This is a genomic window from Pedobacter metabolipauper (genome assembly GCF_004362715.1).
Lineage (GTDB): Bacteria > Bacteroidota > Bacteroidia > Sphingobacteriales > Sphingobacteriaceae > Pedobacter > Pedobacter metabolipauper.
Map to the genome: position 1 here is coordinate 877,317 of NZ_SNYC01000003.1, position 24,911 is coordinate 902,227.

The 24,911-nt window shown below is 41.7% G+C and carries 17 protein-coding genes; 8 read left to right on the forward strand and 9 right to left on the reverse strand.

From position 1 onward, the window contains the following. Nucleotides 1–412: 412 nt before the first annotated feature. Nucleotides 413–2,563, reverse strand: a complete 2,151-nt coding sequence (locus ATK78_RS03740) for a multicopper oxidase domain-containing protein (protein WP_133574705.1) — start codon at nucleotides 2,561–2,563, stop codon at nucleotides 413–415. 12 nt (nucleotides 2,564–2,575) lie between these two features. Next, nucleotides 2,576–3,064, reverse strand: coding sequence for a DUF3347 domain-containing protein (locus ATK78_RS03745; RefSeq protein ID WP_166664814.1), 489 nt, complete (start codon nucleotides 3,062–3,064; stop codon nucleotides 2,576–2,578). Nucleotides 3,065–3,233: 169 nt separating this feature from the next. Between ATK78_RS03745 and ATK78_RS03750 the strand changes: the two genes are divergently transcribed. Beyond that, nucleotides 3,234–4,085, forward strand: coding sequence for a dienelactone hydrolase family protein (locus ATK78_RS03750; RefSeq protein ID WP_133574707.1), 852 nt, complete (start codon nucleotides 3,234–3,236; stop codon nucleotides 4,083–4,085). Between the two features lie 162 nt (nucleotides 4,086–4,247). Beyond that, a complete protein-coding gene (locus ATK78_RS03755) occupies nucleotides 4,248–4,556 on the forward strand; it encodes an RNA recognition motif domain-containing protein (RefSeq protein WP_133574708.1) in 309 nt (102 codons plus the stop codon). An 88-nt stretch (nucleotides 4,557–4,644) separates the two neighbouring features. On the opposite strand, the gene ATK78_RS03760 is transcribed toward ATK78_RS03755, so the two are convergent. Further along, nucleotides 4,645–5,241: a hypothetical protein gene (locus ATK78_RS03760; RefSeq protein ID WP_208112290.1), complete on the reverse strand. Its 597-nt coding sequence runs from the start codon at nucleotides 5,239–5,241 to the stop codon at nucleotides 4,645–4,647. A 263-nt stretch (nucleotides 5,242–5,504) separates the two neighbouring features. On the opposite strand from ATK78_RS03760, the gene ATK78_RS03765 reads away from it, so the two are divergent. Further along, nucleotides 5,505–6,233 carry a lysoplasmalogenase gene (locus ATK78_RS03765; RefSeq protein ID WP_133574710.1) on the forward strand — a complete coding sequence of 243 codons (729 nt, stop codon included), beginning with the start codon at nucleotides 5,505–5,507 and terminating at the stop codon, nucleotides 6,231–6,233. Here the strand turns inward: ATK78_RS03765 and pbpC are convergent. From pbpC to topA, 4 genes are all read right to left on the reverse strand, one after another. Further along, a complete protein-coding gene (gene pbpC, locus ATK78_RS03770; RefSeq protein WP_243732430.1) occupies nucleotides 6,230–8,803 on the reverse strand; it encodes a penicillin-binding protein 1C in 2,574 nt (857 codons plus the stop codon). The genes ATK78_RS03765 and pbpC overlap by 4 nt on opposite strands. Before the next feature lies 1 nt (nucleotide 8,804). Continuing rightward, a complete protein-coding gene (locus ATK78_RS03775; RefSeq protein ID WP_133574711.1) occupies nucleotides 8,805–14,453 on the reverse strand; it encodes an alpha-2-macroglobulin family protein in 5,649 nt (1,882 codons plus the stop codon). A gap of 61 nt (nucleotides 14,454–14,514) precedes the next feature. Beyond that, nucleotides 14,515–14,919 carry a hypothetical protein gene (locus tag ATK78_RS03780; protein ID WP_133574712.1) on the reverse strand — a complete coding sequence of 135 codons (405 nt, stop codon included), beginning with the start codon at nucleotides 14,917–14,919 and terminating at the stop codon, nucleotides 14,515–14,517. A gap of 22 nt (nucleotides 14,920–14,941) precedes the next feature. Continuing rightward, nucleotides 14,942–17,512: a type I DNA topoisomerase gene (gene topA, locus ATK78_RS03785; RefSeq protein ID WP_133574713.1), complete on the reverse strand. Its 2,571-nt coding sequence runs from the start codon at nucleotides 17,510–17,512 to the stop codon at nucleotides 14,942–14,944. A gap of 317 nt (nucleotides 17,513–17,829) precedes the next feature. Between topA and ATK78_RS03790 the strand changes: the two genes are divergently transcribed. The 3 genes from ATK78_RS03790 to ATK78_RS03800 all read left to right on the forward strand — a co-directional run bounded on the left by ATK78_RS03790 (nucleotide 17,830) and on the right by ATK78_RS03800 (nucleotide 20,151). Then, on the forward strand, nucleotides 17,830–18,342 hold the full coding sequence (locus tag ATK78_RS03790) for a glutathione peroxidase (RefSeq protein WP_133574714.1): 513 nt from the start codon (nucleotides 17,830–17,832) through the stop codon (nucleotides 18,340–18,342). 101 nt (nucleotides 18,343–18,443) lie between these two features. Then, on the forward strand, nucleotides 18,444–19,229 hold the full coding sequence (locus ATK78_RS03795; protein ID WP_133574715.1) for a 5'-nucleotidase C-terminal domain-containing protein: 786 nt from the start codon (nucleotides 18,444–18,446) through the stop codon (nucleotides 19,227–19,229). Continuing rightward, nucleotides 19,207–20,151, forward strand: a complete 945-nt coding sequence (locus tag ATK78_RS03800) for a bifunctional metallophosphatase/5'-nucleotidase (RefSeq protein WP_133574716.1) — start codon at nucleotides 19,207–19,209, stop codon at nucleotides 20,149–20,151. The genes ATK78_RS03795 and ATK78_RS03800 overlap by 23 nt, the downstream gene beginning before the upstream one ends. A gap of 13 nt (nucleotides 20,152–20,164) precedes the next feature. Here the strand turns inward: ATK78_RS03800 and mnmA are convergent, their stop codons facing one another. Next, nucleotides 20,165–21,256, reverse strand: a complete 1,092-nt coding sequence (mnmA, locus tag ATK78_RS03805) for a tRNA 2-thiouridine(34) synthase MnmA (RefSeq protein ID WP_133574717.1) — start codon at nucleotides 21,254–21,256, stop codon at nucleotides 20,165–20,167. A 189-nt stretch (nucleotides 21,257–21,445) separates the two neighbouring features. On the opposite strand from mnmA, the gene ATK78_RS03810 reads away from it, so the two are divergent. Both ATK78_RS03810 and ATK78_RS03815 read left to right on the forward strand, forming a co-directional pair. Beyond that, a complete protein-coding gene (locus ATK78_RS03810) occupies nucleotides 21,446–23,731 on the forward strand; it encodes a GH92 family glycosyl hydrolase (protein ID WP_133574718.1) in 2,286 nt (761 codons plus the stop codon). 269 nt (nucleotides 23,732–24,000) lie between these two features. Continuing rightward, complete coding sequence (locus ATK78_RS03815; protein ID WP_133574719.1) at nucleotides 24,001–24,390, forward strand: ribosomal maturation YjgA family protein; 390 nt, start codon at nucleotides 24,001–24,003, stop codon at nucleotides 24,388–24,390. A 136-nt stretch (nucleotides 24,391–24,526) separates the two neighbouring features. On the opposite strand, the gene ATK78_RS03820 is transcribed toward ATK78_RS03815, so the two are convergent. Beyond that, nucleotides 24,527–24,844 (reverse strand): hypothetical protein, encoded by a 318-nt coding sequence (locus ATK78_RS03820; RefSeq protein ID WP_133574720.1) that lies wholly within the window; start codon nucleotides 24,842–24,844, stop codon nucleotides 24,527–24,529. Nucleotides 24,845–24,911 lie beyond the last annotated feature (67 nt).

The following is a 24,911-nucleotide window of genomic DNA, read 5'->3' on the forward strand; positions in this document are numbered from 1 at the left end:
ATAAAAACATAAAACAAAACTAAAAGTCAACCAAGTTTCAATATATTACTTTTTAAAATAAAAATTACAATTTACTTATAAATTTTCACGCTTTTTTAAGCATCTGAGCAAGAAAATAATAAAAAGTGTTCGAGAATCAGGAAGTGCAAAAAAAAACGGAGATAAATCTTTCGATCTACCCCCGCTAAATTAACGCTCTCAATCATACTTACGAAAAGAAGTTTTCAACGGTTTTAAAAAAAATGGAAAGATCTTAAAAGAAACAGGGGCTGATCTGAAAAGAGCGCCCCTGTTATAATAGACGGTTGATCCACCACAGATCAACCTAAACCAAACAAACTACAGCTATAACGGATCATATTGTGATATAGTTTCAACTAAAAAAAAATAAACATTATCATGACAAAACAGGTCAATAAGTAAGTGTAAATCCGGCCCCATAGCCCATATCGCTATCATAGTGCGTAGAGATTCCAAACCTTTTGGTCACATTGTACCTAAGCCCGCCCATATATTCTCTGTCTGTATTTGCCATGATGGCTAACCTTAATCTGCTGGTAAGCGGAATATCTTCCCTTCCAAGCCTAAGCCTTACCTTCCCCTTCATATCTAAACGTGCATCTGCAACAAAGCGCATCGGTAATGTATATTGAAACCCAACGAAGAACACATTTCGCTTATCTTTGGTATCAGGTGCTCCATCCTTTCTATACCTGTAATCCCAGCCAATAAAAGGGTAGAGGTACTGCATATTCCCTATATATCTGCCCAGGTAAGTTTCGCTCTCATATCCCATCATGTCATCAGTACCTAACCTAAATTCGGTCTGCAGTTTATAACGGGTATTGGCCAGCATAATTTCTCCATCAATACCTGTGCTTTCAAAACTCGCATTTCCCATCAAATGAAAAGCCTGATCATCTTTATAGATCATCTTTAGCGCCATTTCAGGATCTTTGATTTCCGGGTTAGGCGGAGAGTTTTCATAACTGAAGATCCTGCCCATACCGCTCATCATGTGATATAAGATATGGCAGTGAAAAAACCAATCGCCGCTTTCAGTTCCCGCAAACTCAATGGTATCGGTTTCCATTGGCATGATATCAAGCACATTCTTAAGTGGAGAATATGCTCCCTGGGCATTGATCAGCCTAAAAAAATGGCCGTGCAAATGCATGGGATGCCGCATCATCGTCCCATTATAAAGAACAATCCGTACATTTTCTCCTTTTTTAATATAGATCTTATCTGTTTCAGAAACTGTTTTATTGTTGATCGTCCACACATACCGGTTCATGTTACCGGTAAGTTCAAAGTGCAGTTCTTTAAAGGGGGCTGGCGGAAGCGTAGTTTTTGCCGGAGCACGGAGCATATCATAGTTCAGGGTGGTAATCTCCGCAGCAGAGCTCGTTAGTTCAGGGTACATCACTGCATTCATGTCCATCTTCTGGTTGGCCATGTTCATTCCCATATCGTTCATGCTGCCATCCATATTCATCATCCCATTCATCATCTTCATGCCTTCAAAATAGTCAAGCTTCGGAAGCACAGGGGCCGGAACTGTGTTAGCGGCAATGCGATCTGGCCGAACACTTCCAGATCCCGGTTCTGAATTTTGAGCCTGAAGCCATAGGGAAGTATGTTTGGTACGATCCTCAGACGTAGCTCTAAACTCATAATCTTTATTTTCCGGAACAGAAACAATGACATCGTAAGTTTCTGATACCCCAACAATAAGCCGGTCTACCACAACAGGCTCCACATCCATTCCATCATTGGCCACAACGGTAATCTTACTGCCTCCATAGGTTAACCAAAAATAGGTAGAGGCACTACCATTGATCACCCTGATCCGGATCTTTTCACCCGCTTTTAAACCAGATCTGTAGGTTTCAGGCATCCCGTTGGACAGAAATCGATCGTAGTATACGTCACTTACATCCATGGCCAGCATCCTTTTCCATTCATTATGCAGCTTGGTTTTAAAGTGACCTTCTTTTATGGCTTCGAGATAATTTTGTGTGCTTCCTTTCTTAATGGCGTACCAGTCTGTTGCGCTTTTCAGGCTTCTGTGCACTTCTGCAGGTTTTTCATCCGTCCAGTCGCTCAGCAAAAGCGTATGTTCTTTTATTGAAGCAGGTACTTTTTTGTGGATGATGAACGCGCCATATAAGCCACTTTGTTCCTGGAGCATGGTGTGGGAATGGTACCAGTATGTTCCATTTTGAACCAATGGAAATTTAAACAGTTTAGTTTCTCCGGGTTTGACCGGAGCGGTAGTCAGATAGGGAACACCGTCATATTTGTTTGGTAAAATAAGTCCGTGCCAGTGTACGGAGGTCTCTACTTTTAATGAATTGTGCACATAGATCACCGCGGTATCACCTTCTGTAAAGTGCAGCTCAGGACCCGGGATACTGCCGTTAATAGAAATAGCCTTCCGTTGTTTACCGGTATAATTAACCAGGGTATCTGCAATGTTGAGCCGGTAAACAGTTGTTTTCTGCGCAAATGCTTGGGCTGTAACCAGCAGAAACACAAAGAAGATACCCGAAATTCTCATTGATATTACCGTCTAAAGTGTTTCTTTAACCGAGCCGCAGGTAAGCATTTGTTTACCATAATATGGATTTTTAATGTCTTTTTCTGAGCTTAACCAGGATGCCTTTTTCATGGGGCAATACTGCAGATAGATTTCCTGATCACTAAGTTTAGCGGCTTTTGCCAGAAGGATCATATTGGCCGAAAGTGTTTCAAAGCGACTTCTCTGGTCAGATATATTATCGCTTTTTGCAATAAGACCTGCATCGGCAACCAGTTTTTCTTTTAATGCATCAAATACTTTCTTCCCATCCGCAGTTAGAGAAACCGTTTTAAAGGTTTGTATTGACTTTCCAAGTTCAGCTGATCTTTCCGCAGCCAGTTTAGCGTCAGAATTAACCAGCGCATCTTTTACCAGCAAATATGATTGCAAAGACGGTGTGGTCACTTTTTGTGCGTTAACAACAGACAAGGTCGTAACCGATAAGAGCAGTATTAAGCCTAAAGAGATTAATGATTTCATAATGATGTATTTATACCGTTTATATTTTAGGTAAAGTTCCATATAACCCGATATAAATAATTATATAATTCTGATTAAAATTTATAAGATCTTGTTTTGTAATGTAATTGATAGAATATGATCTCCATAACCGGAAAGCGTTATCTTAGGGATACTAATTTAATAACCTATGGATCAGAAAATAATCACCTTATACGATCAGTATACACACAGTGCGCTGAGCAGAAAAGAGTTTATGAAAAAACTCGCCATCTTAACCGGAAGTACCGCGCTCGCGTTAACGGTATTGCCACTATTGGAAAACAACTATGTGGCCGCCGCGGCCTTTACAGATGAAAATATCATTACAGAAAATATTACCTTTCCGGGGGTGGATGGTGATGTAAAATCGGTTTTGGCTAAGCCTAAAGATAAAAAGAACCTGGGTTGCGTGGTGGTGATCCATGAGAACAGGGGATTGAACCCACACATTATTGATGTAACCAAAAGGGTTGCTGCAGAAGGTTTCCTTGCTATTGGTATTGATGCATTATCGCCATTGGGCGGTACACCTGCCGATGAAGATAAGGGGAGGGAGCTGATTGGAAAATTAGATCCCGAAAAAACATTACAGAATTACTTAAAAGGGTTAGAATATCTAAGAGGCCGAAAAGACGGTAACGGTAAAACCGGATGCGTTGGTTTTTGCTGGGGTGGGGCAATGGCAAATAAACTGGCTGTAAATGATCCTAAACTCGGAGCAGCAGTGGCTTACTACGGATCGCAGGCAAAAGCAGAAGATGTTCCAAAGATCAAAGCTTCGTTACTCCTTCATTACGGTGGACTGGATGAGCGGATCAATGCTGGCATTCCTGCTTATGAAGAAGCACTTGCTAAAAATAAGATTGATTACAAGGTTTATATATACGATGGGGTTAACCACGCCTTTAACAACGATACCTCACCAACTCGGTACAACGAAGCGGCAGCTAAACTCGCCTGGTCAAGAACGATAGATCTGTTTAAACGCAAGCTGCAATAAATCAATAAGCGGCAATTATTTAAATTGCTGATGTTTAAAAATGCTAAACAAAATAGCCAACTGGTCTGTTACTATAATAAATTGATAATTATACATATAACTGACACTTACATTGGAATTTAAGCAAAAAATGCTTACATTTGTACAAATTTTTAAACATTAATGAAGATATTTATTACAGGACTTCCTTTAGAAGTAGGGGAAGATGAATTAACAGCCGTATTTGGTGATTTCGGTCAAGTAAAATCACTTAGGATTATCAAAGATCGTGAGACTGGTCAAAGTCGTGGTTTTGGTTTTGTGGAAATGCCGGTTGATGAAGAGGCAAAAGAAGCAATCAAGCGCATGAACGGTGGTGATTACAATGGTAACCGCATTAAGGTTGCAGAAGCACAAGAAAAACCTAATACTGGCGGTGCTGGTGGCGGTGGTGGCTTTAAACGTAACAACCGTACAGAGAAAAGCTATTAATTAGCTTTTTTCAATTTCTTATTTACACGTATATTTGATATATATAAAGGCAGTGTCATGAGTAAAATTATGGTACTGCCTTTTTGTTTTAACCGTTATTTCTAACCAATCCATCTACCAGACTTTGCCATTGCGGAAATGAAAGACCTACTTTTGCACTTAGCCCAATTATCGTATTCCTGATTCGATCAATGATCCCGCTAGAATCTGTATTGGCTATTTCATTTCTTCCGTGAACTTCTGCATATACTTCATTGCCAATCCGCGTTACCGTAAAAGTAGAAGTAGCCTTATCTTTAAAGAAGTGTGCTGTTTCTTCAGATTTATGAAGCGGATTTGATGATGGCCGTACCCGGATCAATGTCAACTGATTTGCCGCCGAACTTTCTTCGTAAACCTGCTCTACAGTTACCCAATCGTAACCATCTCCAACTTCAGTGCCCGGACCTGGAATATCTATTTTAAAATGATCACCTTCGGCAACCGCCCTTTTAACCGGATTACCAAGTTCATCTGTAAGGATAAATGTTGCCGAGGGGAGGTTACAAAGCTCATCCCAATTGTAAACTTCCAGTAAACGCATTCTCGCGATATTGTAAAACACCTTTGCTGCTTCTACATGATCAAACGCTGTTTTGGCAGAAACATCCATCTTAGATCCTTCTTCTTGCTTAGGAATATCCATACTCATCAGGTTATTAGTTAAGGGTTACAAAATGGGTTTACCCATTAAAAATCAAGCTGTCAATTACTCAATAAACTACAACTTTAACATAAACCCCTATATTTTGTTTCTTATACTTAAAAAATAATTAAAACTTTTTGATACGGTACTATTGAGGATTTTAATAGTTTTGTTGTTTGACTTTCCAATCGGTTACCAGGTTATATTTTCAGGCTTGCAGGATCGTCTCCATGGCCTGGTCTGTAACTTAAAAATAAACCCAAATGCTGAAGAAACACCTGAAGTTTAACCTCCTGTTTTTACTAATATTCCTGTTATACATCCTGGCAGATCTAACCCATCAAACCACTTTATTATATATTTTAAAGCCTTGCATTGCCTTATCCTTACTAATCTGGCTTTATATAAGCACCCGGTTAAAAGGCCGTTTTCACCGCAGGATATTTACCGGACTCATCTTCGCTATGGCAGGTGATGTATTACTCATGCTTGTTTGGAAAAATGAATCCTTCTTTATGTACGGGCTTATTGCATTTTTAATCTGCCATATATTTTATACCCGTGCTTTTTACCTCGATTTTCTTTCTGCACCAGAACTGGATAAAAAAGGAGCAAGGATCGCCATTTTGCTCTGCGCTGCATTGAGCATTACTTACTACCTTTTTATCAGAGCACATCTTGGTGCTATGAAATTGCCGGTACTTGCTTATACCATAATTATCAGCATCATGATGATGATGGCCGCATTTAGAAACCAGCGTGTAAACTCACTAAGCTTTAAACTGATCCTGGCCGGGGCAGTGCTGTTCGTTATATCAGACGGTGTATTGGCCTGGTACAAATTTGTTGATCCAAACCTTACGCTCGCCAGAACCGTGGTCATGGCCACCTATATGGCTGCGCAATATTTAATCACCCTGGGTGCAGTAGAACGTCAGCTGTTACTTAAAGACGAACGTGATCTGAAAGGCGAGGGTATTCTAAAAGATTAACGTCGTTCTTTTTCCCGGTTAAGTACCGTAAATACCTGTACCAGACGGGCACCATCTTCATCTACTAAGGTTAAGGTATGTTTTCCGGGTGTGGGACTAACAGCAAGCTGGTGATAATTTTGCGTAGTGGCTATATATTCCTGATCTATATGCCAGTAAATCTTTGCACTGCCATTTCTATGGGTGGCATTCAGTACGATCTTACCCCGTGTACCATCAAGTTCTATTGGGATGTAAACGGTAGCGTTATTTTTAGGATAGATCATATCCATTACATTGTTATTTACCGCATCACCGCATCCGGGTTTAAAGGTAGGTAGTTCTCTATATTCACTATGCTTAATTTTATAATAGTATTCCATAGATGGCGGCAAAACAAACCAGGACTGATGGATCATATTTGATGGCGATTCACATTGATCAGTTACCCGATAAACCGCGTTTCTATCCAGATGGATCTGTTTATGATATGGGCAAAGTACAGTTTTGTCACCCGAAGGGGACACCAGCTGCTCTATTTTATCGGTACAATATTCTCCGGCCTTATATCCGCTTTGCCGGCAAACCAGTAGTTTTTTTAATTTATTAGCAGGCGTTTTAAACCATTTTCCTGCCGGCAGTTGTTTAAAAATATCAAACAATACCGGGGCTGCTGCGTCAATACCGGTTAGTCCGGGCCGTCCTTCACCATCTGCATTACCAACCCACACACAAACCACATATTTTGGTGTAATGCCGATCGCCCAGGCATCCCTAAACCCAAAGCTTGTTCCCGTTTTCCAGGCCAGCCGCTGCGAAGAAGAAAATTGCTCCCACAAGCCTTCTTCACCCGGACGCATCAACTCTTCCATCGCATTAAATGTATTCCAGATCGATCCGTGGTCAATCACAGAACTGATCTGTGTTTCGTAACTATCAAACCGGGTATCCCTTTTACTATTGATATAAACCGGAGCATCATAATCGTGCGGATTGTATTTTCCTTTATAATCATTAAAATGGTTTAAGGTTCTCGCCATACCCAGGTAAGCCTTAGCAAGATCCCAAAGCGTAACTTCGCTGCCGCCAAGTATAAGCGACAACCCATAGTGATCTGCAGGCTGGTTTAACGTAGTAAAGCCCAGGCGTTTCAGCTGATCATAAAAGCGCGGATACTTATAGCTTTGCAGCATTTTAACAGCCGGGATATTCAGCGACCTGCTCAATGCCTGATTGGCGGGAATTGCCCCATCATATCCAAGATCATAGTTTTGAGGAGAGTAGCCGCCTATTTGTGTTGGAACATCGGGGATGAGGGTTGCTGGCAGTATAAATCCATCATTAAGCATGCTCGCATACAGTAATGGCTTTAGCGTACTCCCCGGACTCCTTGGCGCACGGATCATATCCACATGGCTTTCCAGTTCTATATTTTCAGGCTGATAAATATTACCGGTATAGCTAACTACAGAACCATGCTGTACATCAAGCACCAGGGCGGCGATATTATTGATCTCGTTAGACCGGTACCGGTTTTGGTAGCGCTTTACAAGCTCGTTAACCTTTAATTGCAAATCATAATTCAGGGTAGTTGTAATCCTGTTTACAGATAAACCCAGTGCCTTTTGTTCAGATTTAAATCTATTTAACAGATGTGGTGTGTTTTGAGGCAGCTGCCGCGGTTTGCCAGGAAGAGGTTCAAGCTTGGATAAATTGGCTGTTGCCTGGTCTATGCTATTTAAAGCAACCAGCTTATCCAGCAGGTCGTTTCTTTTCTTAATTAACCTTGGCGTGTTTTTTCCGGGATGTACCAGAGAAGGGCTATTTGGTAATACAGCAAGGGTTGCCATTTCTCCCCAGGACAAACTTGCGGCACTGCGACCAAAATACCGCCATGCCGCAGCATCCAGCCCAACTACGTTACTTCCAAATGGGGCGTTGGCGGCGTAGATCTTTAAAATATCTTCTTTAGAATAACTAAGTTCCAGGCGAATGGCGAGTGCCATTTCCAGAAACTTTTGCCAAAATGTTCTATTTGAGGTTCCCGAAGTTTTTAGCGTTTCAGATGCTCCCAATGTCCTCATTTCATTCAAAGCATGCTCCGTTGGAGATGCATTAGACTTTTTTGACGCTCCTGATGCTCCCGGTGTTCTCAACGCTCCAAAGGCTCTTGACGCTCTCAACGCTCTCGATGCTCTTGACGTTCTCGATAGGCGCTCTGTCCGGGAAAGCCGGATCACCTGCATGCTGATGGTACTCGCACCACTTTGAACACGTCCAGCTTTAAAGTTCTGGCGTACCGCACGGGCAAAAGCCATTGGATCCACGCCTGGATGCTGGTAAAAGCGTTTATCCTCAAAAGCGAGGATACACTTTTCAAACTTTTCAGGAACGGTGTCAGCAGGAAAGCGCCATTGACCATCACTGGCAATAGAGGCACTGAGCAGCTGCCCGTCTGATGCTTCAATAACAAAAGAAGTGGGACTTAAAAATAGCCTGGAAGGTAAGGCAAACCAAAACCACAGAAACAGGAGCAAGCAAACGGCATCACTGATCAGGAGTTTTGGCCCGCCATAAAACGTATTCTTCATTCTACTTAACTACCTGTACCCATTTACCGTTTTGTGTTGCACTGATATTGTTATTATACATCGCTTCGCATTGTACGGCAGATAAATAGTAACGGCCAACATAAGACGCATTCAAAAGCACTTTGTAAACAACCGTTTCATTCTCCCGGAGGTTAAAATAAGTAAATACGCGGTCGTCACGGATGTCTCTATACGTGTAAGGTGATGAGGCAACCATACTTTCGTTATCATTTAACCGGGTATTGATGATCTCCCATCCGGAAGGGAAGATCTGGGTTAAGGCCATTTGCTCATAATAACCCATTTTACCAGGATTCTTGATCGTTACTTCAGCATAAAAATCAGTTCCCTGTTTTAACAATGCCGGATCCAGTGCTTTACCGTTCAATAATTTATAACTCACATTGATATCAAGGATATCCGGATTATTAGGCTGGAAATTATTTTGTCCGGCTGCAGGTTGTCCCTGTAAGATCAGCCTCGTAAATAAAACGCGATTACCGGTATTGGTCAATGCCACAGTTCCGGCAGCCGCCAATACATTGCTATTGATATAATCTTTAGCATCCACCTTACCTTTTTTACCATTGAAGGTGTAATTGTATTTCAGGTTCGCAGCGGATGAATTTTGTCCGCAGAATTTAGCAACTGCGAGTAAGCTGTATGCGGTAGTTTGCGTGCTGTACCAGGTATCATTACCTAATTTAACAGCAAGGGGCTGGAGCAGCTGTGCGGCTTCGGCCTTACGTCCCAGTAAAGTAAGCGTTTCCAGGATCATGGCCTCATCTCTAACGTCAGAGCCATAGGTCCCGCCAAGCTGGTTGTAAGGTTTAACCTGGGTTTCTAAACCCCTGATCAGTCCATTTGCAGCATCAGCCTGCCCGGCGAGCTTATAAGCTGCTGCAAGTCTCCATTTAGCGGCTACAGACAAATATTCAAAACCCCTTAACCGGTTCATTGCAGCAATGTCAGGCCGCTTAGCCAATGCCAGTACATACAAGCGGTACGATTGAGATAAATCGCCGCCATAAAAATTGGTACTGTTCGGGCTCCAGTTACCGGCTTTAGCTTTTAAGTAACGAACCAGCTCATCAAACATACCAACAGGCAGGGTATATCCTTTACTTTGTGCTTCGACTAAGAAATGTCCGGCATAATTGGTTCCCCATTCATCAGCGGCAGCATCACCCGGCCAATAGGCTAGTCCGCCATCTGTGGTTTGAAATCCGCGTAACTTCGCAATGCCAGCCTTGATATTCCGTTCTGCAGTAGCTTTCTGGGTCTCAGTAAGTGCGGTTAACCGATCCAGGAACAATTGCGGAAACACCGAAGAAGTGGTTTGCTCCACACAGCCATGCGGATATTGCATCAGGTATCCCAATCGTTTTTTAAGATTGATTGGTGGAATGGATGACACCTCAACCGAAGCCGAGTTGGTACCCGCCATGCCCAGGGGCTGATAGCTGAGGTTCCAGCTGGTTCCCGGCTGGATCGTTGCCGAAACCACATTGGTAACATACGGATTTGGATTGCGAATATCGATTTCCACATCATAAACAGCTTTTTCACTGCCGCTTTGTGCAATGATCTTCACCTTGGCTATACCTGTAATTTCAGGCGCTTTAATTTCAAAATAAGCCAGTTGTTCACCGGGCTGCTTAAATGCGAGCTGCTGGGTTTTACTACCAACTACCTGCAGATTCTGCGCCTGAAGCTGAACGGTTACCTTTTTAAGATTGTTCTCGGTAGCAAATACAGTGGCTGGCAGCGTAAACGTTTCTCCGGGACCAATAACACGTGGCAGGGTAGCGAGCAGCATCAGTGGTTTTTTAACGGCTACAGATTTTTCAGCGAAACCGTAAGCACCATCCTGACCGGCAACAACCATGGCCCGTACAGAACCGATATACTGAGGCAGTTTAAACTTGTGGGTTTTGCTGCCTCCGCTTCCCAGTGCAAAAGGACCAAGATACTTTACTACAGGAATAAACCGGTTGGCTTTGGCAGGATTCAGGTTCCTGTTGATGCTGCCATCACCGCCAATGCTTAAGATGCGCTCCAGGTTACCACCCCAGGCACCAAGAACATAGTCAAACAGATCCCATGTTTTTACACCCAAGGCTTCCCTGGCATAAAAAACAGCGTGGGGATCAGGAGTTTTAAACCTGGTCAGATCAAGTAAACCTTCATCAACAATGGCAATAGAATAGGTCATTGCCTTACCATTCTGTTCAGAGATCGTGATACTGCTTTCCGTTTCGGGCTTCAGCTTATCAGCCATTTTAATAACCGGTTTTAAAATGGTTTGCGGATCCTGGATCAGTAAAGGAATGGCGCCATACATCCGGATAGGCAGATCATTGACCGTTTGTGCATGCGGCTGTAACAAGGTTACATTTGCAAAAACATTCGGGGCCATATTTTTCTCCGCCTTAAATGTAAACTGTGTTTGTCCGGCTTTCGTGTCAGCCCAGAAGGTTTTTAAAACCTTACTGCCATTTTCAATGGAGATCAAAGCTCTGCCTCCTTTGGCAGAAGGAATGGTAAGTACCACATCCTCGCCAACATTAAACTTCGTTTTATTCGCAGTAAAGGAGAGCATAGAAGCTTCGGTAGGGTTGCTACCCTGTTCACGCTGTGCCCATCCCGGCCAGTCTATATAAACAGATTTACCGGTTACGTGGCCACCATTGTAATCACGGATCAGGATAAGGTAACGGCCCCATTCCGGCTCATTGATGCGCAGGTTCCAGCTGGCCTTTCCATTAAATATGGTGATGTTTTCCTTTTTAATCAGCTTATTGTACGAGTTCTGGGTAAAGTTGGCAAAGGAGTTCTCGTCATCCTGTTCCCACCACCAGCGCCATTGCACCTTATACAACTCTACATCAACGGTTTTGCCGCCGGTCATATATTTACCATTGCGGTCAACATTAACGATGTCAATCTTATGGTCTTTACCGGTAACCAGCATTCCGCTCAGGCGATCACCTTCAGGGGTTTTAATGCCGTAATAGTTATCATAAACATGGTAGGGGATACTAAAGTTATCAATGCTGAAATTACCACCGGCTTCAAATACTTTGGTGCTAAAGTTAGCCTTAAGCATGCCGGGAGCCGTTTTATTCTCATTTAATCGGGTACTAACCTGTGCGCTGCCGTTTTCATTCAGCGTACCTTCAAAAATGGTTTTAACCTGCGATTCAAAAACGACCGTAGGATTATCAAATTCATAGGCTTCAAATCCTTTAAAGGTAGTTTTCATGGTATTGAGGTTCACATCAACCTTGGCCTTCAGGTTCTTGCCGGGAGCACCAAACAGCCAGTTTGCAGAAAGCGTAGCGTAAGAAGAGCCGCCAAGCCCCAGGTATTTTGCATTGCCGATGTTAAAATTGATTTTCAGCCTGTTGGGCATGATGGTTTCAATCTTAATGGCTTTGTTAAATGTGGCCCCGCCGGCTTTAGCTTTAACCTGCCAGTTTCCGGTAGGGGCAGTGCTTTCAGTGGCCGTTTTAAACGTATAAAAACCATTTAGGGGCTTGCCATCAATAATTCTTTTAACCAATTGCCCCTTAGGATTATATAATTCAAAGGTAACCGGATAGCCGCCAGGTAATTTTTTAAGTTTGTCTTCCAGAATGAGGGAGACAAATATGGAATCACCAGGGCGCCAAACACCACGTTCACCATAAATAAAACCTTTCAATCCGTTTTGAACCACATCACCACCAACATCAAAACGACTCAGTGGGAGTGAGCTGCCATCGTCCATTTTCAGATAGCCGCGTTCATCCCCATTTTTAGCAATGAGCAGAAATGGCTTTCTTTTAAGATCGAATGAGGCCATGCCATCACCATCCGTTTTCACGGTAAGAATTGTCTGACGCTGATAATCCAGCAATTCAAGACTAACGCCACTCATCGGTTTTGCAGTTAAGAGATCAGTAGCAATGATCAGCATGCTGTTGTCATTGCCGCGTTTGGCAATCAGACCGATGTTGGAAGCTATGATGTTGCGGCTTGCCCAGCGCTCATTGGTATAATAAGAATCTGTACAAGGATTTTCGCGTTCCTCCCAGCTGTAATTATCCGGATAATAACCGTTATAATTCTGCCAAAAGTCATCGTCTTCATCAATTCTCTCACCGTAACCACCATAACTGCCATATTCATCACCGTTCTCAACGTTCTCATCGTTCTCATCGCTTGCTGCATTCTCTCCGTTATCACCATTCTCCGCATTATTGGCTGCGTTATCATCAGCCTCTGTACATTTAAAAACATTATACTGCTTTCTAAAACCAATGGTAATGCGGTACATGGCACCGGGTTCAGTTTTAATCAGCTGGTCCAGATCCAGGGTAAAGCGGTTCTTTTTGTGGAGGTCGAGTGCCTTATCTTCATCGAGGCGAATTGTCTTTTGAATAACCGGCTTTGCAACCCGCCGAAGGTCACCACCATCCTTATAACCGTTGGTTTGAAAGAACTGGGGGATATTATTTTCATAGATCTTAATTACCGTAACATCAACTGCTTTTAAGTTTACGGCTTCAAATGGCAATACCAGCTTACCGGAGTTTGGTAAAATGGTGCCGCTACCAGCAATGGTTACCGCAGGGAGCTTATTCTCAAAGACAATATTTGCCGTCTTTCCGGCACCAAGCCCTTTACCATTAATATTCTCAATACCTGGATTTACGGAAAGGGTATAATTACCTTCGAGGTTAACGGGGGCATAGATCTTCACCTGGCTGCCATCAATGGTATAGCGCATATCGGATATCGTTCCAATGGTGATCAACCCGGACAGATCCTGGGCAACGCCAACGGGTTCAGAGAACTGCACCAAAGCAAAATCTTCCAGGTCCTGAACGGCCTTAATGTCAAGCACTTTAAACACACCGTTTGCGGGAACATTAACTGCTGCCTCGCCTTCAGTATCGGCATCAATCGGATCACCAGACCATTTAAGTTTAAGGGCAGCTTCAGCATTGCTCTTTTTAATGCTGTCAATGGTAAATGCGTAGGTATTCTTTTCAGGGTTATGCTGCCACTTGATTTTAAGATCCTGGGCAAAGTCGAGTTTCAGCGTTTTTTCAATAGCTTTAGGATCTTCCTGATCTGAAGTACTCAGTTCTCCGGTAAGCTTCATATAATCCATCGAGGTATTATTCTGAGAGATTAATCCATTATGAACCAGGGTTATGCCGGGTTTAATTACACGAAAGCTAAACTCAAATTCTTCCAGTCCTTCCTCAGTCTCTGTAACCTTATTGAGGTTAAAGGTAGCTTCGTATTCTTTAGAAGGCTGTAACGGTTCGTCGGGTCTAAACTCTACCGTCTGTGCATCGACCCAATAGGTTTTACCCTTGATGGAAGGAGAGAAGCTGAACAGATCACGATCATCGGCAACACCAACATCATTCATTGTTTTTACCTGGCTAGCCAGGTGGAGCCTGATAAAGCTTTTTTTAGAGATCGTACCAGAGGTATATGCTTCAACATACTTCGCATATTTCTGATTATAATCAGCAGGCTTCTCTTTTTTAAAGAAAATAAATATAGCAACAGCGATGAAAATCAGGGCTGCAAAGCTAATCAGGAAGGTTTTTTTGTTTTTTTGAAAATAGGGGGATTGTAAAAAGCTCATGCGTTTCAATTTGGTAAATGATGCGCATTAAGGTAGGCAAAAATATGTGGGTTTAAAAAATCTATTTGATCATAACACCCGGCATATTTACAATGGGAATGCGGATCAGGTTTTCATCAACAATGCTTTCCGGAAGGAAAATGAACTTTTTATCGTAGATATTTCCAGCCATATAATAGCTTAACCAATATTCATTGGTCAGGCCAAATACTTCCGTATCAATGGCCTCAACACCTGCAAAGGACTGAGGTTTAACGTCTCCCAGAAAATGTCTCAGAACAGATGTTTTTACCATTTTACCGTCTTTCTCCCCATAGCCTTTAGAGCTGATCAATACATTATCAATCTGAACATCCTTAAGGTTTACCAGATAAACCGTCCAGTTTTTAACTTCCGGACTTTCATTAACCAGCACAATGGCCATTGCCACATCTTCGACAATATTTTCGGGAAGGTCTTTTTTCATACGATATCTCTTTAAGATATGACTATTTTTTCACTGCAGCTTTCTTTTTAGCAGCAGGTTTTGCGGCAGTTTTTTTAGCGGCTGCCTTTTTAGTTTTCGGTTCAAAAGCATTTGGAAGTTGCTCAACAATCAGTTTCTTTACTTCATCAAGTGAAATTACGGCCAGTTCTTCCGGAGTATACTTATCATTGGTAGCCGGGTTTTTACGCAGCTTCAGCATTTCTTTGCCAAAACGGATAAACGGTCCCCATCTGCCATTTTCAATCGCAATCTTCTCCGTATCCCATGTCTGGATAAAACGGTTGGCTTCTTTCTCTATTTTCTTGCCAATCAGTTCTTCAATATCAGACTGGCTCAGGTTATCATAATTATAGGCTTTAGAAACATTGATAAAAAGGTCGTTCCATTTAATAAATGGCCCAAAACGCCCTTTTCCTTTTGTTACCGGCAAGTTCTGGAAATGTGCAACGGGTGCATCTGCAGTAATCTTTTCGCCAATAATTTCTATCGCACGGTCCCTGTCAATAGACAACGGATCTTCATTTTTAGGAACAGAGATGTAAGCATCGCCCCATTTTACATATGGACCAAAGCGTCCTACACCAACAGATACTTCTTTACCCTCATAATCTTCCAGCTGGAAAGGAAGTTTAAACTGCTCTAACGCATCCTCAAGGGTAACAGTCCCTACAGATTGTGATTTAGCTAAACTCGCATAACGGGGCTTTTCTTCATCGTCATTCTGTCCAATTTGGACAAGGGGACCAAATTTACCTACTTTGGCATATACATTCTTACCAGAAGCAGGATCAACGCCCAGTAAGCGCTCACCATTAGCCCTGTCGGCCGTTTCCAGCGTAGTTTCTACTTCAATATGGAAAGGTGTATAGAAGGAGTGGAGCATTTTTGTCCATTCCTGCAAGCCCTGAGCAATCTCATCAAATTCCTTCTCAACGTTTGCAGTAAAATTAAAATCTACAATATCTTTAAAATGCTCCACAAGAAAATCGTTCACCACTTCACCAATATCCGTTGGGAACAGTTTCGATTTCTCTGCACCGGTAATTTCAGTCTTGATCTGTTTTTTAACGGCACCATCAGCCAAAACAATGGAACTGAATGAACGCTGGCGACCGTCACGATCTTCTTTAACTACATATCCGCGATTCTGTATCGTAGAAATAGTAGGGGCGTAGGTAGACGGGCGACCGATACCAAGCTCTTCCAATTTCTTAACTAAACTTGCTTCGGTATATCTTGCCGGCGGTCTGGAGAACCGTTCAGTAGCATTCATTTCACGCAGGAACAACTCTTGTCCCCGTGCCAATGGAGGCAGCATATTGGTATCTTCAGATTCTTCCAGGTCTTCTTCATCGCTGGATTCCAGGTATACTTTAAGAAATCCGTCAAACTTTAAAACTTCACCCTCAGCAACCAAATTCTCTTTACGGGTACTGATCCCAATTTGTGCGGTGGTTTTTTCAAACAAGGCTTCACTCATTTGTGAAGCAATGGCACGTTTCCAGATCAGCTCATATAAGCGTTGCTCAGAACTATCTCCGGGAACGGTATGGTGGTTAAAATAAGTAGGGCGGATGGCTTCGTGAGCTTCCTGTGCACCTGCAGACTTTGTTTTATAGGTTCTTAGCTGGTGGTATTTTTCTCCCCAGGCTGATTTAATTTCTGTGGCAGCAGCGAGCAATGCCGTTTCTGATAGATTTACCGAATCGGTACGCATATAGGTAATGCGTCCGCTTTCATACAAGCGCTGTGCAATCTGCATCGTTCTTGAAACAGAATAACCCAATTTACGGGAAGCTTCCTGCTGCAGGGTTGATGTGGTAAATGGAGCGGCAGGATTTCTTTTCGCAGGCTTGGTTTCTAAGGATGCCACCGAGAAACCTGCACCAATACAATCCGTAAGGAATTTTTCTGCATCGGCTTCCTTTTCAAATCGTTGTGACAATTCTGCTTTAACCAGTTCTTTTCCCTTACCGGTTAAAAACTGTGCAGTTATTTTAAATGCAGCAGACGCATTAAATTGATTAACTTCTCTCTCCCGGTCTACAATTAAACGAACGGCAACCGACTGCACACGACCTGCAGAAAGGGAGGGCTTGATCTTTTTCCATAGAACCGGAGAAAGTTCAAAACCCACCAGGCGATCCAGCACGCGTCTGGCCTGTTGTGCATGTACCAGGTTATAATCTATAGTTCGTGGTGTTTCTATGGCCTTTAATATCGCAGGCTTTGTAATTTCATGAAAAACGATCCGCTTTGTTTTATTCTCTTTCAAACCAAGTGTCTCATACAGATGCCAGGAAATGGCTTCTCCCTCGCGGTCCTCATCGGAAGCTAACCAAACCATTTCTGCTTCTTTTGCTAACTTCTTCAGTTCTGCAACAACCTGCTTTTTGTCTGATGGCACCTCATAGGTTTGAGCAAAATCATTGGCAATATCTATCCCCATATCCCCCTTAACCAAATCACGAATGTGTCCGTAACTCGATTTAACAAGGAAATCTTTCCCTAAATACCCTTCAATGGTTTTTGCTTTCGCAGGTGACTCAACTATCAGTAAATTCTTCGCCATTCAGAACGTTTTTCTGCAAATAAAGCTATAAATAAGCCGAACTACAAAATATGAATCCATTTTTATGACAAATAAATTTTAAAAAGTCTAAATATATTCCAGATTCCTGACACAATAAGCAAGAATCTAAATAGGGTTTCTTACTGTACCAGAGCAGGATTAGAAACCAAAAGTAAATTAAAGATTGTGTATAACGTCGAAATCCAATATCTGCTGGCTTCGTGGTTCATTGGGCAATACATCAACTATTTTACGCTATTATTATAATTTACTAAACTTTTATCGCTTAACTTCGTAGGTATAAAAAAACCGAAATTATGAATACATTATTAATCTTGCTGAGCATGTTCTTTACACCTCCTGCAAAAAGCGTTTACGACTTCTCTTTAAAGACAATAGATGGAAAAGATGTTAAGCTATCCTCATTTAAAGGCAAAAAGATCATGATCGTTAATACAGCTTCAAAATGCGGTTATACACCACAATATGAAGATCTGGAAAAACTGCACAAGCAATACGGTAAAAAATTAGTTCTGATCGGTTTCCCTGCCGGAAATTTTGGCGGACAAGAGCTGGCTACAAATTCTGAGATCCAGGATTTCTGTAAAAAGAACTTTGGTGTTACCTTTCTGCTTAGTGAAAAAACAAGTGTTAAAGGAGAAGACATCAATCCATTATTCCAATACCTGACTACACAGCAGAATCCTGATTTTACAGGTGATATTAAATGGAACTTTGAGAAGTTCTTAATTAATGAAAAAGGACAGCTTGTTCATCGTTTCCGTTCCGCAACAAAACCGATGGATGAATCCATTACAAAAAACCTGTAGTCTATACCAGCTGCATAAGAAAAGAGAAATCCTTAACCAGGATTTCTCTTTTTTTTAACACCCATTTGTATTGTTTACCTTAGCTTAGCCGTTAAAATCATATGCAACTTTTAAGGCCATTCCGAAATCAGCTTTTACTTCTGCTCTCCTTAACACTTGCATCCTGCTCCCTGATCAAGTCAGGATCCGGCAGCAGCTACCAGGTTATAAAGTCCACAAGAAACGAATATTCGATTAGCAATGATATTGCACCCGATAGCAGCATTATCAACACCTATCTTCCGTATAAAGGACGCCTGGAAGCAGAGATGAGTAAGGTAATCGGGCATTCTGCACTATTGTTGTCTAAAAAAAGTAGTGATACCTTACCAGAAAGCCTGCTCAGTAATTTCTTTGCCGATGCCGTAACCGAACAAGCACTTAAATTGGATCCGAACATTGATTTTGCCATACCAACAACTAAAGGCGGCTTAAGGGTTGATTTTCCAAAAGGCGACATCACCACGTCCCATGTATTCGAATTGATGCCTTTTGAAAATGAATTGTATGTTTTCACCCTGAAAGGTGAAGATGTACAGCGGCTCTTAAATTTTATTGCAGGTACCAACGGACAGCCGGTATCACGATTAAGGATGAAGATTGCAAATAAACTACCTGTAGATGTATGGATCAATGGAAAGCCCTTCGATCCCAATAAAAGCTATAGCGTGTTAACTACCGACTATATATCCGGTGGCGGCGATCATACGGTTGGTTTCGAAAAGCCAATCAGCAAAACAGCTTTAGGCTTAAAGGTCAGAAATGCGCTGATGAACTATGTTAAAGAAACTGAAGCCGCAGGTAAAATCATAAATTCAAAGACAGATGGAAGAATTACAAAAATTTAACCGCAGAAATTTTATTAAGGCAGGAGGGGTTGCTGCTGCATCTGCAGCCTTAAGCCTGAATGCATTCGATGCCATTGCTGCCGGCGATGTAATAAAACTTACCATCTTGCATACCAATGATGTACACAGCAGGGTAGAGCCATTTCCAATGGATGGTTCCAAATACCAGGGACTGGGCGGAACTGCGAGACGTTCTTCATTAATCAAAAAAATCAGGGCGGCAGAAAGGAACGTTCTTTTATTTGATGCAGGAGATATTTTTCAGGGTACACCGTATTTTAACCTCTATGGTGGTGAAGTAGAAATGAAACTGATGACGGCTATGGGCTATGATGCCTCAACAATGGGCAATCATGATTTTGACAATGGCCTGGAAGGATTTTTAAAGCAATTGCCGCATACCAACTTTCCAATCCTGTCTGCCAATTATGATTTCTCAAATACCGTGCTCCATCAATCAACCCAGCCTTATAAGATCTTTAATAAAGGTGGATTAAAAATAGGGGTGCTGGGCATCGGCCTGGAGCTGGACGGTGTGGTTGAAGGTAAAAATTATACAGGTACCATTTACCTGGATCCGATTGCCAAAGCAAATGAATATGCAGATCTGCTAAAAAACGATTTAAAGTGCGACCTCGTGATCTGCTTATCCCACCTGGGTTATAAATATCCGACCGACAAGGTATCGGATCAGATCCTGGCGAAAAACAACCGGAGCATTGATCTTATTATAGGCGGACATACCCATACGTTCATGAATGAGCCAGAGGATGTACAAAATCTTAGTGGAAACCTGACCACCATTAACCAGGTCGGTTTTGCAGGAATAAATCTTGGAAGGGTAGATTATTATTTCGAAAGATATAAAGGTAAACGGATAAAAACCGCGGCACCCTACACCATATCTAATGAACTGGATTAACTATATTCAAACGTTAGCAAAGAAAACCGCCGCCTAAAAGGTCATTCCCTTCATAAAATACTGCAGACTGGCCCGGTGCTACTGCAGATACAGAATGATCAAATACCACACGCATTCTATCCTTTTCCTGAACAATAGTACTTAAAGTACCAGCATCCTTATACCTGATCTTAGTAACTACATTGTCTAAAGGCTCATTAATGTTGGCATATTTAACGAGGTTAATGTTTCTAACCATAGCTTCACCACGTTCCAGTTCATCGGCCCTGCCTAAAACAACGGTATTACTTTCCGGAAGGATGCGGATCACAAACATAGGCTCACCAAATGCAATACCAAGGCCTTTACGCTGTCCAATGGTATAGAAAGGATAGCCCTTATGCTGACCAACAACCATCCCGTTACTCAGAATGAAGTTACCTCCGGCCACACGGTCTTCCAGATCTTCAACTTTATGTTTTAAGAATGAGCGGTAATCGTTATCCGGAACAAAGCAGATCTCGTAGCTTTCGCTTTTCTTAGCCAGTTCTTCCTGTCCCATATCCATGGCCATCTGGCGGATATCCGCTTTAGCAAAAGAACCTAAAGGAAATTTAGTACGGGCAAGGTTTTCCTGAGAAACCCCCCACAGTACATAAGACTGATCTTTGTTTTCATCGAGCCCTTTAGAAATCACATAACGGTCATTCTCCTGTTTCCTGATGTTGGCATAATGACCGGTCGCAATAAATTCGCAATCCAGTTTATTGGCACGTTTTAATAAAGCTTCCCATTTAATGTGGGTATTACAAAGTACGCAGGGATTTGGAGTACGTCCGGATAGATATTCATCTACAAAGTTATCGATCACAAAATCACCAAACTCATCGCGGATGTCTAATATATAATGAGGAAAACCATAATTTACAGCCAGGGTACGTGCATCATTGATGCTGTCCAGACTGCAGCAACCCGTTTCTTTACTGGAGCTTCCGGAGGTAGCATAGTCCCAGGTCTTCATGGTTAAGCCAATTACTTCATACCCCTGTTCATGCAGCATTACTGCCGCTACCGAACTGTCTACCCCGCCACTCATGGCTACCAATATTCTACCGAGTTTACTCATTGTGATTTATTCAGCCGCAAAAATAAAGGTTTTTAACCATACATTTTCATTACAGGCGTCAAGGACTTGTAAAAAGTTGAAGAGTATACGGTATAGTTAAACGATATAGCACAACTGTAATCACTGTTTTTTATGATATTTTTTTATATCTTAGGCTTTTTAAGAAATGATTAGAATTTAAGTTAAAACATGAAAAAAATCTTATTCTACTGTTTGTTACTGCCGTCCCTATCGGTTAGTGCCCAACAAAACCTGGTTAAATATGTAAAACCAATCATTGGTACCCAAAAAATGGGCCATACCTATCCGGGAGCAACCGTCCCGTTTGGATCAGTACAATTAAGTCCGGATACAGATACACTCTCTTACGAGCTTAACGGCAAGTACAATGGTGATGTATATAAGTATTGTGCCGGTTATAAATATGAAGACAAAACGATTGTTGGTTTTAGCCACACGCACTTTAGCGGAACAGGGCACTCTGATCTTGGAGATTTTCTGATCATGCCAACACAAGGCAAGCTTCAGTTAAACCCGGGTGTTGCCAGCAACCCTAAATCAGGTTTCCGTTCTGCATTCTCTCATGATAATGAAGTTGCTGAAGCCGGATATTATAAAGTTAAACTGGATGATAACAACATCACCGCAGAAATGACCGCAACAACAAGGGTAGGGATGCACCAGTATACTTTCCCCAAATCAGAGCAGTCGCACGTAATCCTTGACCTCATGTCAGGAATTTACAACTATGATGATAAAACAGTTTGGACATACGTACGTGTAGTAAATGATACATTAATTACCGGTTACAGACAAACCAATGGATGGGCCCGTACGCGTACCGTATATTTTGCCATGTCTTTCTCTAAACCATTTAAAAGCTACGGACAGAAGAACTTTGAGCCTAGCCAGGTTTATAAAGGTTTCTGGAGAAAGTTTGACCAAACAAAGAACTTCCCGGAAATAGCCGGTAAAAGAATCAGAATGTATTTTGATTTCAGTACAGAAGAGAATGAAAAGGTAAAGATCAAATTTGCGCTATCGCCGGTTAGCCAGGATAATGCATTGGAGAATATGCGTGCAGAAGCACCAGGATGGGACTTTGAAAAAGTTAAGCAGCAAGCCCAGGCTACCTGGAATACCGAACTAAATAAAATCAAGGTAGAAACATCTGAAGACGACAAGATCAACTTCTATACCGCGATGTACCATGCATTCATTAACCCAACAAATTACAGCGATGTTAACGGCCAGTACAAAGGTTTAGATCAAAATGTACACCAGGCAAACGGGTTTACGAATTATACTACTTTCTCTCTTTGGGATACCTACAGGGCATTACATCCGTTCTTTAACATCATGCAGCCATCCAGAAATAACGACATGGTTAAATCTATGATGGCACATTATGATCAGAGTACCCTGAAAATGCTTCCGGTATGGTCACATTACGCAAATGACAATTGGTGTATGAGTGGTTACCACAGTGTTTCTGTTGTTGCTGATGCGATCATCAAAGGAGTTTACAATGGTGATGCCAACCAGGCACTGGATGCCTGTATCACTACAGCCAATCACCGCAGTTATGAAGGCATTGGCGAATACATCGATAAAGGTTATATCGCAGCAGAACGCAGCGGAACGTCTGTATCGAACACGCTTGAATATGCTTATGATGATTGGTGTATAGCGCAAATGGCTAAGAAATTAAACCGTACAGCTGTTTACCAGGAATTCTCTAAACGCTCTGCCAACTGGAAAAATGTATTTGATAAATCAATCGGCTTCATGAGACCAAAAATGGCGGATGGTTCCTTTAAAAAAGATTTTGATGCCTTAAGTACACATGGCCAGGGCTTCATTGAAGGAAATACCTGGAACTATAGTTTCTTTGTACCACACGATCCGGTATCTATGATCGCTGAAATGGGCGGAAAACAAAAAGTAGCATCCAGATTGGATTCCTTATTTACCATGCACCTTCCAGACATTTTCTTTGCGGATACAGAGGACATCACAAGAGAAGGAATCATTGGCGGTTATGTTCATGGCAACGAACCGGCTCACCACGTGGCGTATTTATATAACTGGATCGATCAGTCATGGAAAACGCAGGAAAGGGTTCGTATGATCTTAAAGATGCAGTATAAACCAACACCAGATGGTCTGGGCGGAAATGACGACTGCGGACAAATGAGTGCCTGGTATATGTTCTCTTCTTTAGGTTTTTACCCGGTTTCTCCAGGTTCTGATGAGTATTCTTTAGGAAGTCCGGCCGTTAAATCTGCAGCATTGACACTGGAAAATGGCAAAACATTTAATATAGAAGCGATCAACCAGAGTGATAAAAATGTATATGTTCAAAAAGTATTGTTAAATGGAAAACCATTAACTACGCATACCATCAAACATGCAGACATTACCAGTGGTGGTAAGCTTACTTTTTACATGAGCTCTAAGCCAACTAAGAAATAAGTGTAATGACAGGCCATTCAAAATAATAATAATTCTTTTGAAATAGACAATAAAAGCCCTGCATTACAATCAGGAAAAATGACAATAATCAAATGCCCCTATTAAAAGCAGTGCGCATCTTTTAATGGGGGCATTTTTATAGGCAAAAAATCAACTCTGCAATCCAATTAGATGTTAAGGGCATTTTTATACCGTAAATAAAGCCATATATTTATCTTTAAGGCCAGATAAGAATTCATATAGCGCATGTATACCTGAACATAGAAACAATGAAGAGAACAAGGATCTTATATGCTGCAATGGTTATTTTAATCGTATTCCTCGGGCTTTTATCAAGGAAGATCTCTGGGATCCCATTAGCCACCGGCGATGCACTATGGGCATTGATGATCTTTTTTATAGTAAGGTTCCTGCTGATTAATTCCAGCATCAGGTTAATCGCATTGATCAGTTTGTCCATTTGTTACCTTGTAGAAACCAGCCAGCTCTACCAGGCAGAATGGATCAATAACATGAGGCAGACCATACCAGGCCGGTTAATTTTAGGGCAGGGGTTTCTTTGGAGTGACTTCCTGGCCTATACCATAGGTGTACTGGCTGGCTTTTTAATTGAGCTGATCCTGATAAAAAGATTAAATACTGCAAAGTCCAGTACTTAATTGCACTGGACTTTAGTTATAACATTTTAAATCTTAAGCTAAACAGGTCTCTGGCTAAATAGATGACTAAAATAGTTTGAGGTCAACCTGGTGATTAGAAATACCATTTGTAAAAGAACATCTACTTTTGAGCGCGCTATACAAATTCCGGAACGCTTCTCGGATCGTTTCCCTGGATTTGATTTTTCCTGATATCAGAAAGCTCTTTAGGTTTTTTGGTGATCTTTTTATTCAGATCACTTGCAGAGGTATATAATAAAATGCCGCCAAGCACTAATTTTTGGATTCCATTAACTGGATTCTTACCCATATCACGAATTCCTTTTTGTACAAAATATACGCCTGCAATCGTAGAAATAAGTCTTCTACCGGATTCTAATTCTTCAGTTTCATAAGCACTCAATAAAGAGCTTACAAAGGTTAGTGCTAAATTATCTTTAAATTTCCTTAACATTTCACATTCATTTATCTAAATATTCAACATAAACAGATTAATATTTGTTTGTTTATTTATGTGAATA

Excerpts from the sequence above, each read along its gene's own strand:
- ATK78_RS03740 (WP_133574705.1), bottom strand. The coding sequence starts at position 2,563 with ATGAGAATTTCGGGTATCTTCTTTGTGTTTCTGCTGGTTACAGCCCAA.
- ATK78_RS03745 (WP_166664814.1), bottom strand. The coding sequence starts at position 3,064 with ATGAAATCATTAATCTCTTTAGGCTTAATACTGCTCTTATCGGTTACG.
- ATK78_RS03750 (WP_133574707.1), top strand. The coding sequence starts at position 3,234 with ATGGATCAGAAAATAATCACCTTATACGATCAGTATACACACAGTGCG.
- ATK78_RS03755 (WP_133574708.1), top strand. The coding sequence starts at position 4,248 with ATGAAGATATTTATTACAGGACTTCCTTTAGAAGTAGGGGAAGATGAA.
- ATK78_RS03760 (WP_208112290.1), bottom strand. The coding sequence starts at position 5,241 with ATGGATATTCCTAAGCAAGAAGAAGGATCTAAGATGGATGTTTCTGCC.
- ATK78_RS03765 (WP_133574710.1), top strand. The coding sequence starts at position 5,505 with ATGCTGAAGAAACACCTGAAGTTTAACCTCCTGTTTTTACTAATATTC.
- pbpC (WP_243732430.1), bottom strand. The coding sequence starts at position 8,803 with ATGAAGAATACGTTTTATGGCGGGCCAAAACTCCTGATCAGTGATGCC.
- ATK78_RS03775 (WP_133574711.1), bottom strand. The coding sequence starts at position 14,453 with ATGAGCTTTTTACAATCCCCCTATTTTCAAAAAAACAAAAAAACCTTC.
- ATK78_RS03780 (WP_133574712.1), bottom strand. The coding sequence starts at position 14,919 with ATGAAAAAAGACCTTCCCGAAAATATTGTCGAAGATGTGGCAATGGCC.
- topA (WP_133574713.1), bottom strand. The coding sequence starts at position 17,512 with ATGGCGAAGAATTTACTGATAGTTGAGTCACCTGCGAAAGCAAAAACC.
- ATK78_RS03790 (WP_133574714.1), top strand. The coding sequence starts at position 17,830 with ATGAATACATTATTAATCTTGCTGAGCATGTTCTTTACACCTCCTGCA.
- ATK78_RS03795 (WP_133574715.1), top strand. The coding sequence starts at position 18,444 with ATGCAACTTTTAAGGCCATTCCGAAATCAGCTTTTACTTCTGCTCTCC.
- ATK78_RS03800 (WP_133574716.1), top strand. The coding sequence starts at position 19,207 with ATGGAAGAATTACAAAAATTTAACCGCAGAAATTTTATTAAGGCAGGA.
- mnmA (WP_133574717.1), bottom strand. The coding sequence starts at position 21,256 with ATGAGTAAACTCGGTAGAATATTGGTAGCCATGAGTGGCGGGGTAGAC.
- ATK78_RS03810 (WP_133574718.1), top strand. The coding sequence starts at position 21,446 with ATGAAAAAAATCTTATTCTACTGTTTGTTACTGCCGTCCCTATCGGTT.
- ATK78_RS03815 (WP_133574719.1), top strand. The coding sequence starts at position 24,001 with ATGAAGAGAACAAGGATCTTATATGCTGCAATGGTTATTTTAATCGTA.
- ATK78_RS03820 (WP_133574720.1), bottom strand. The coding sequence starts at position 24,844 with ATGTTAAGGAAATTTAAAGATAATTTAGCACTAACCTTTGTAAGCTCT.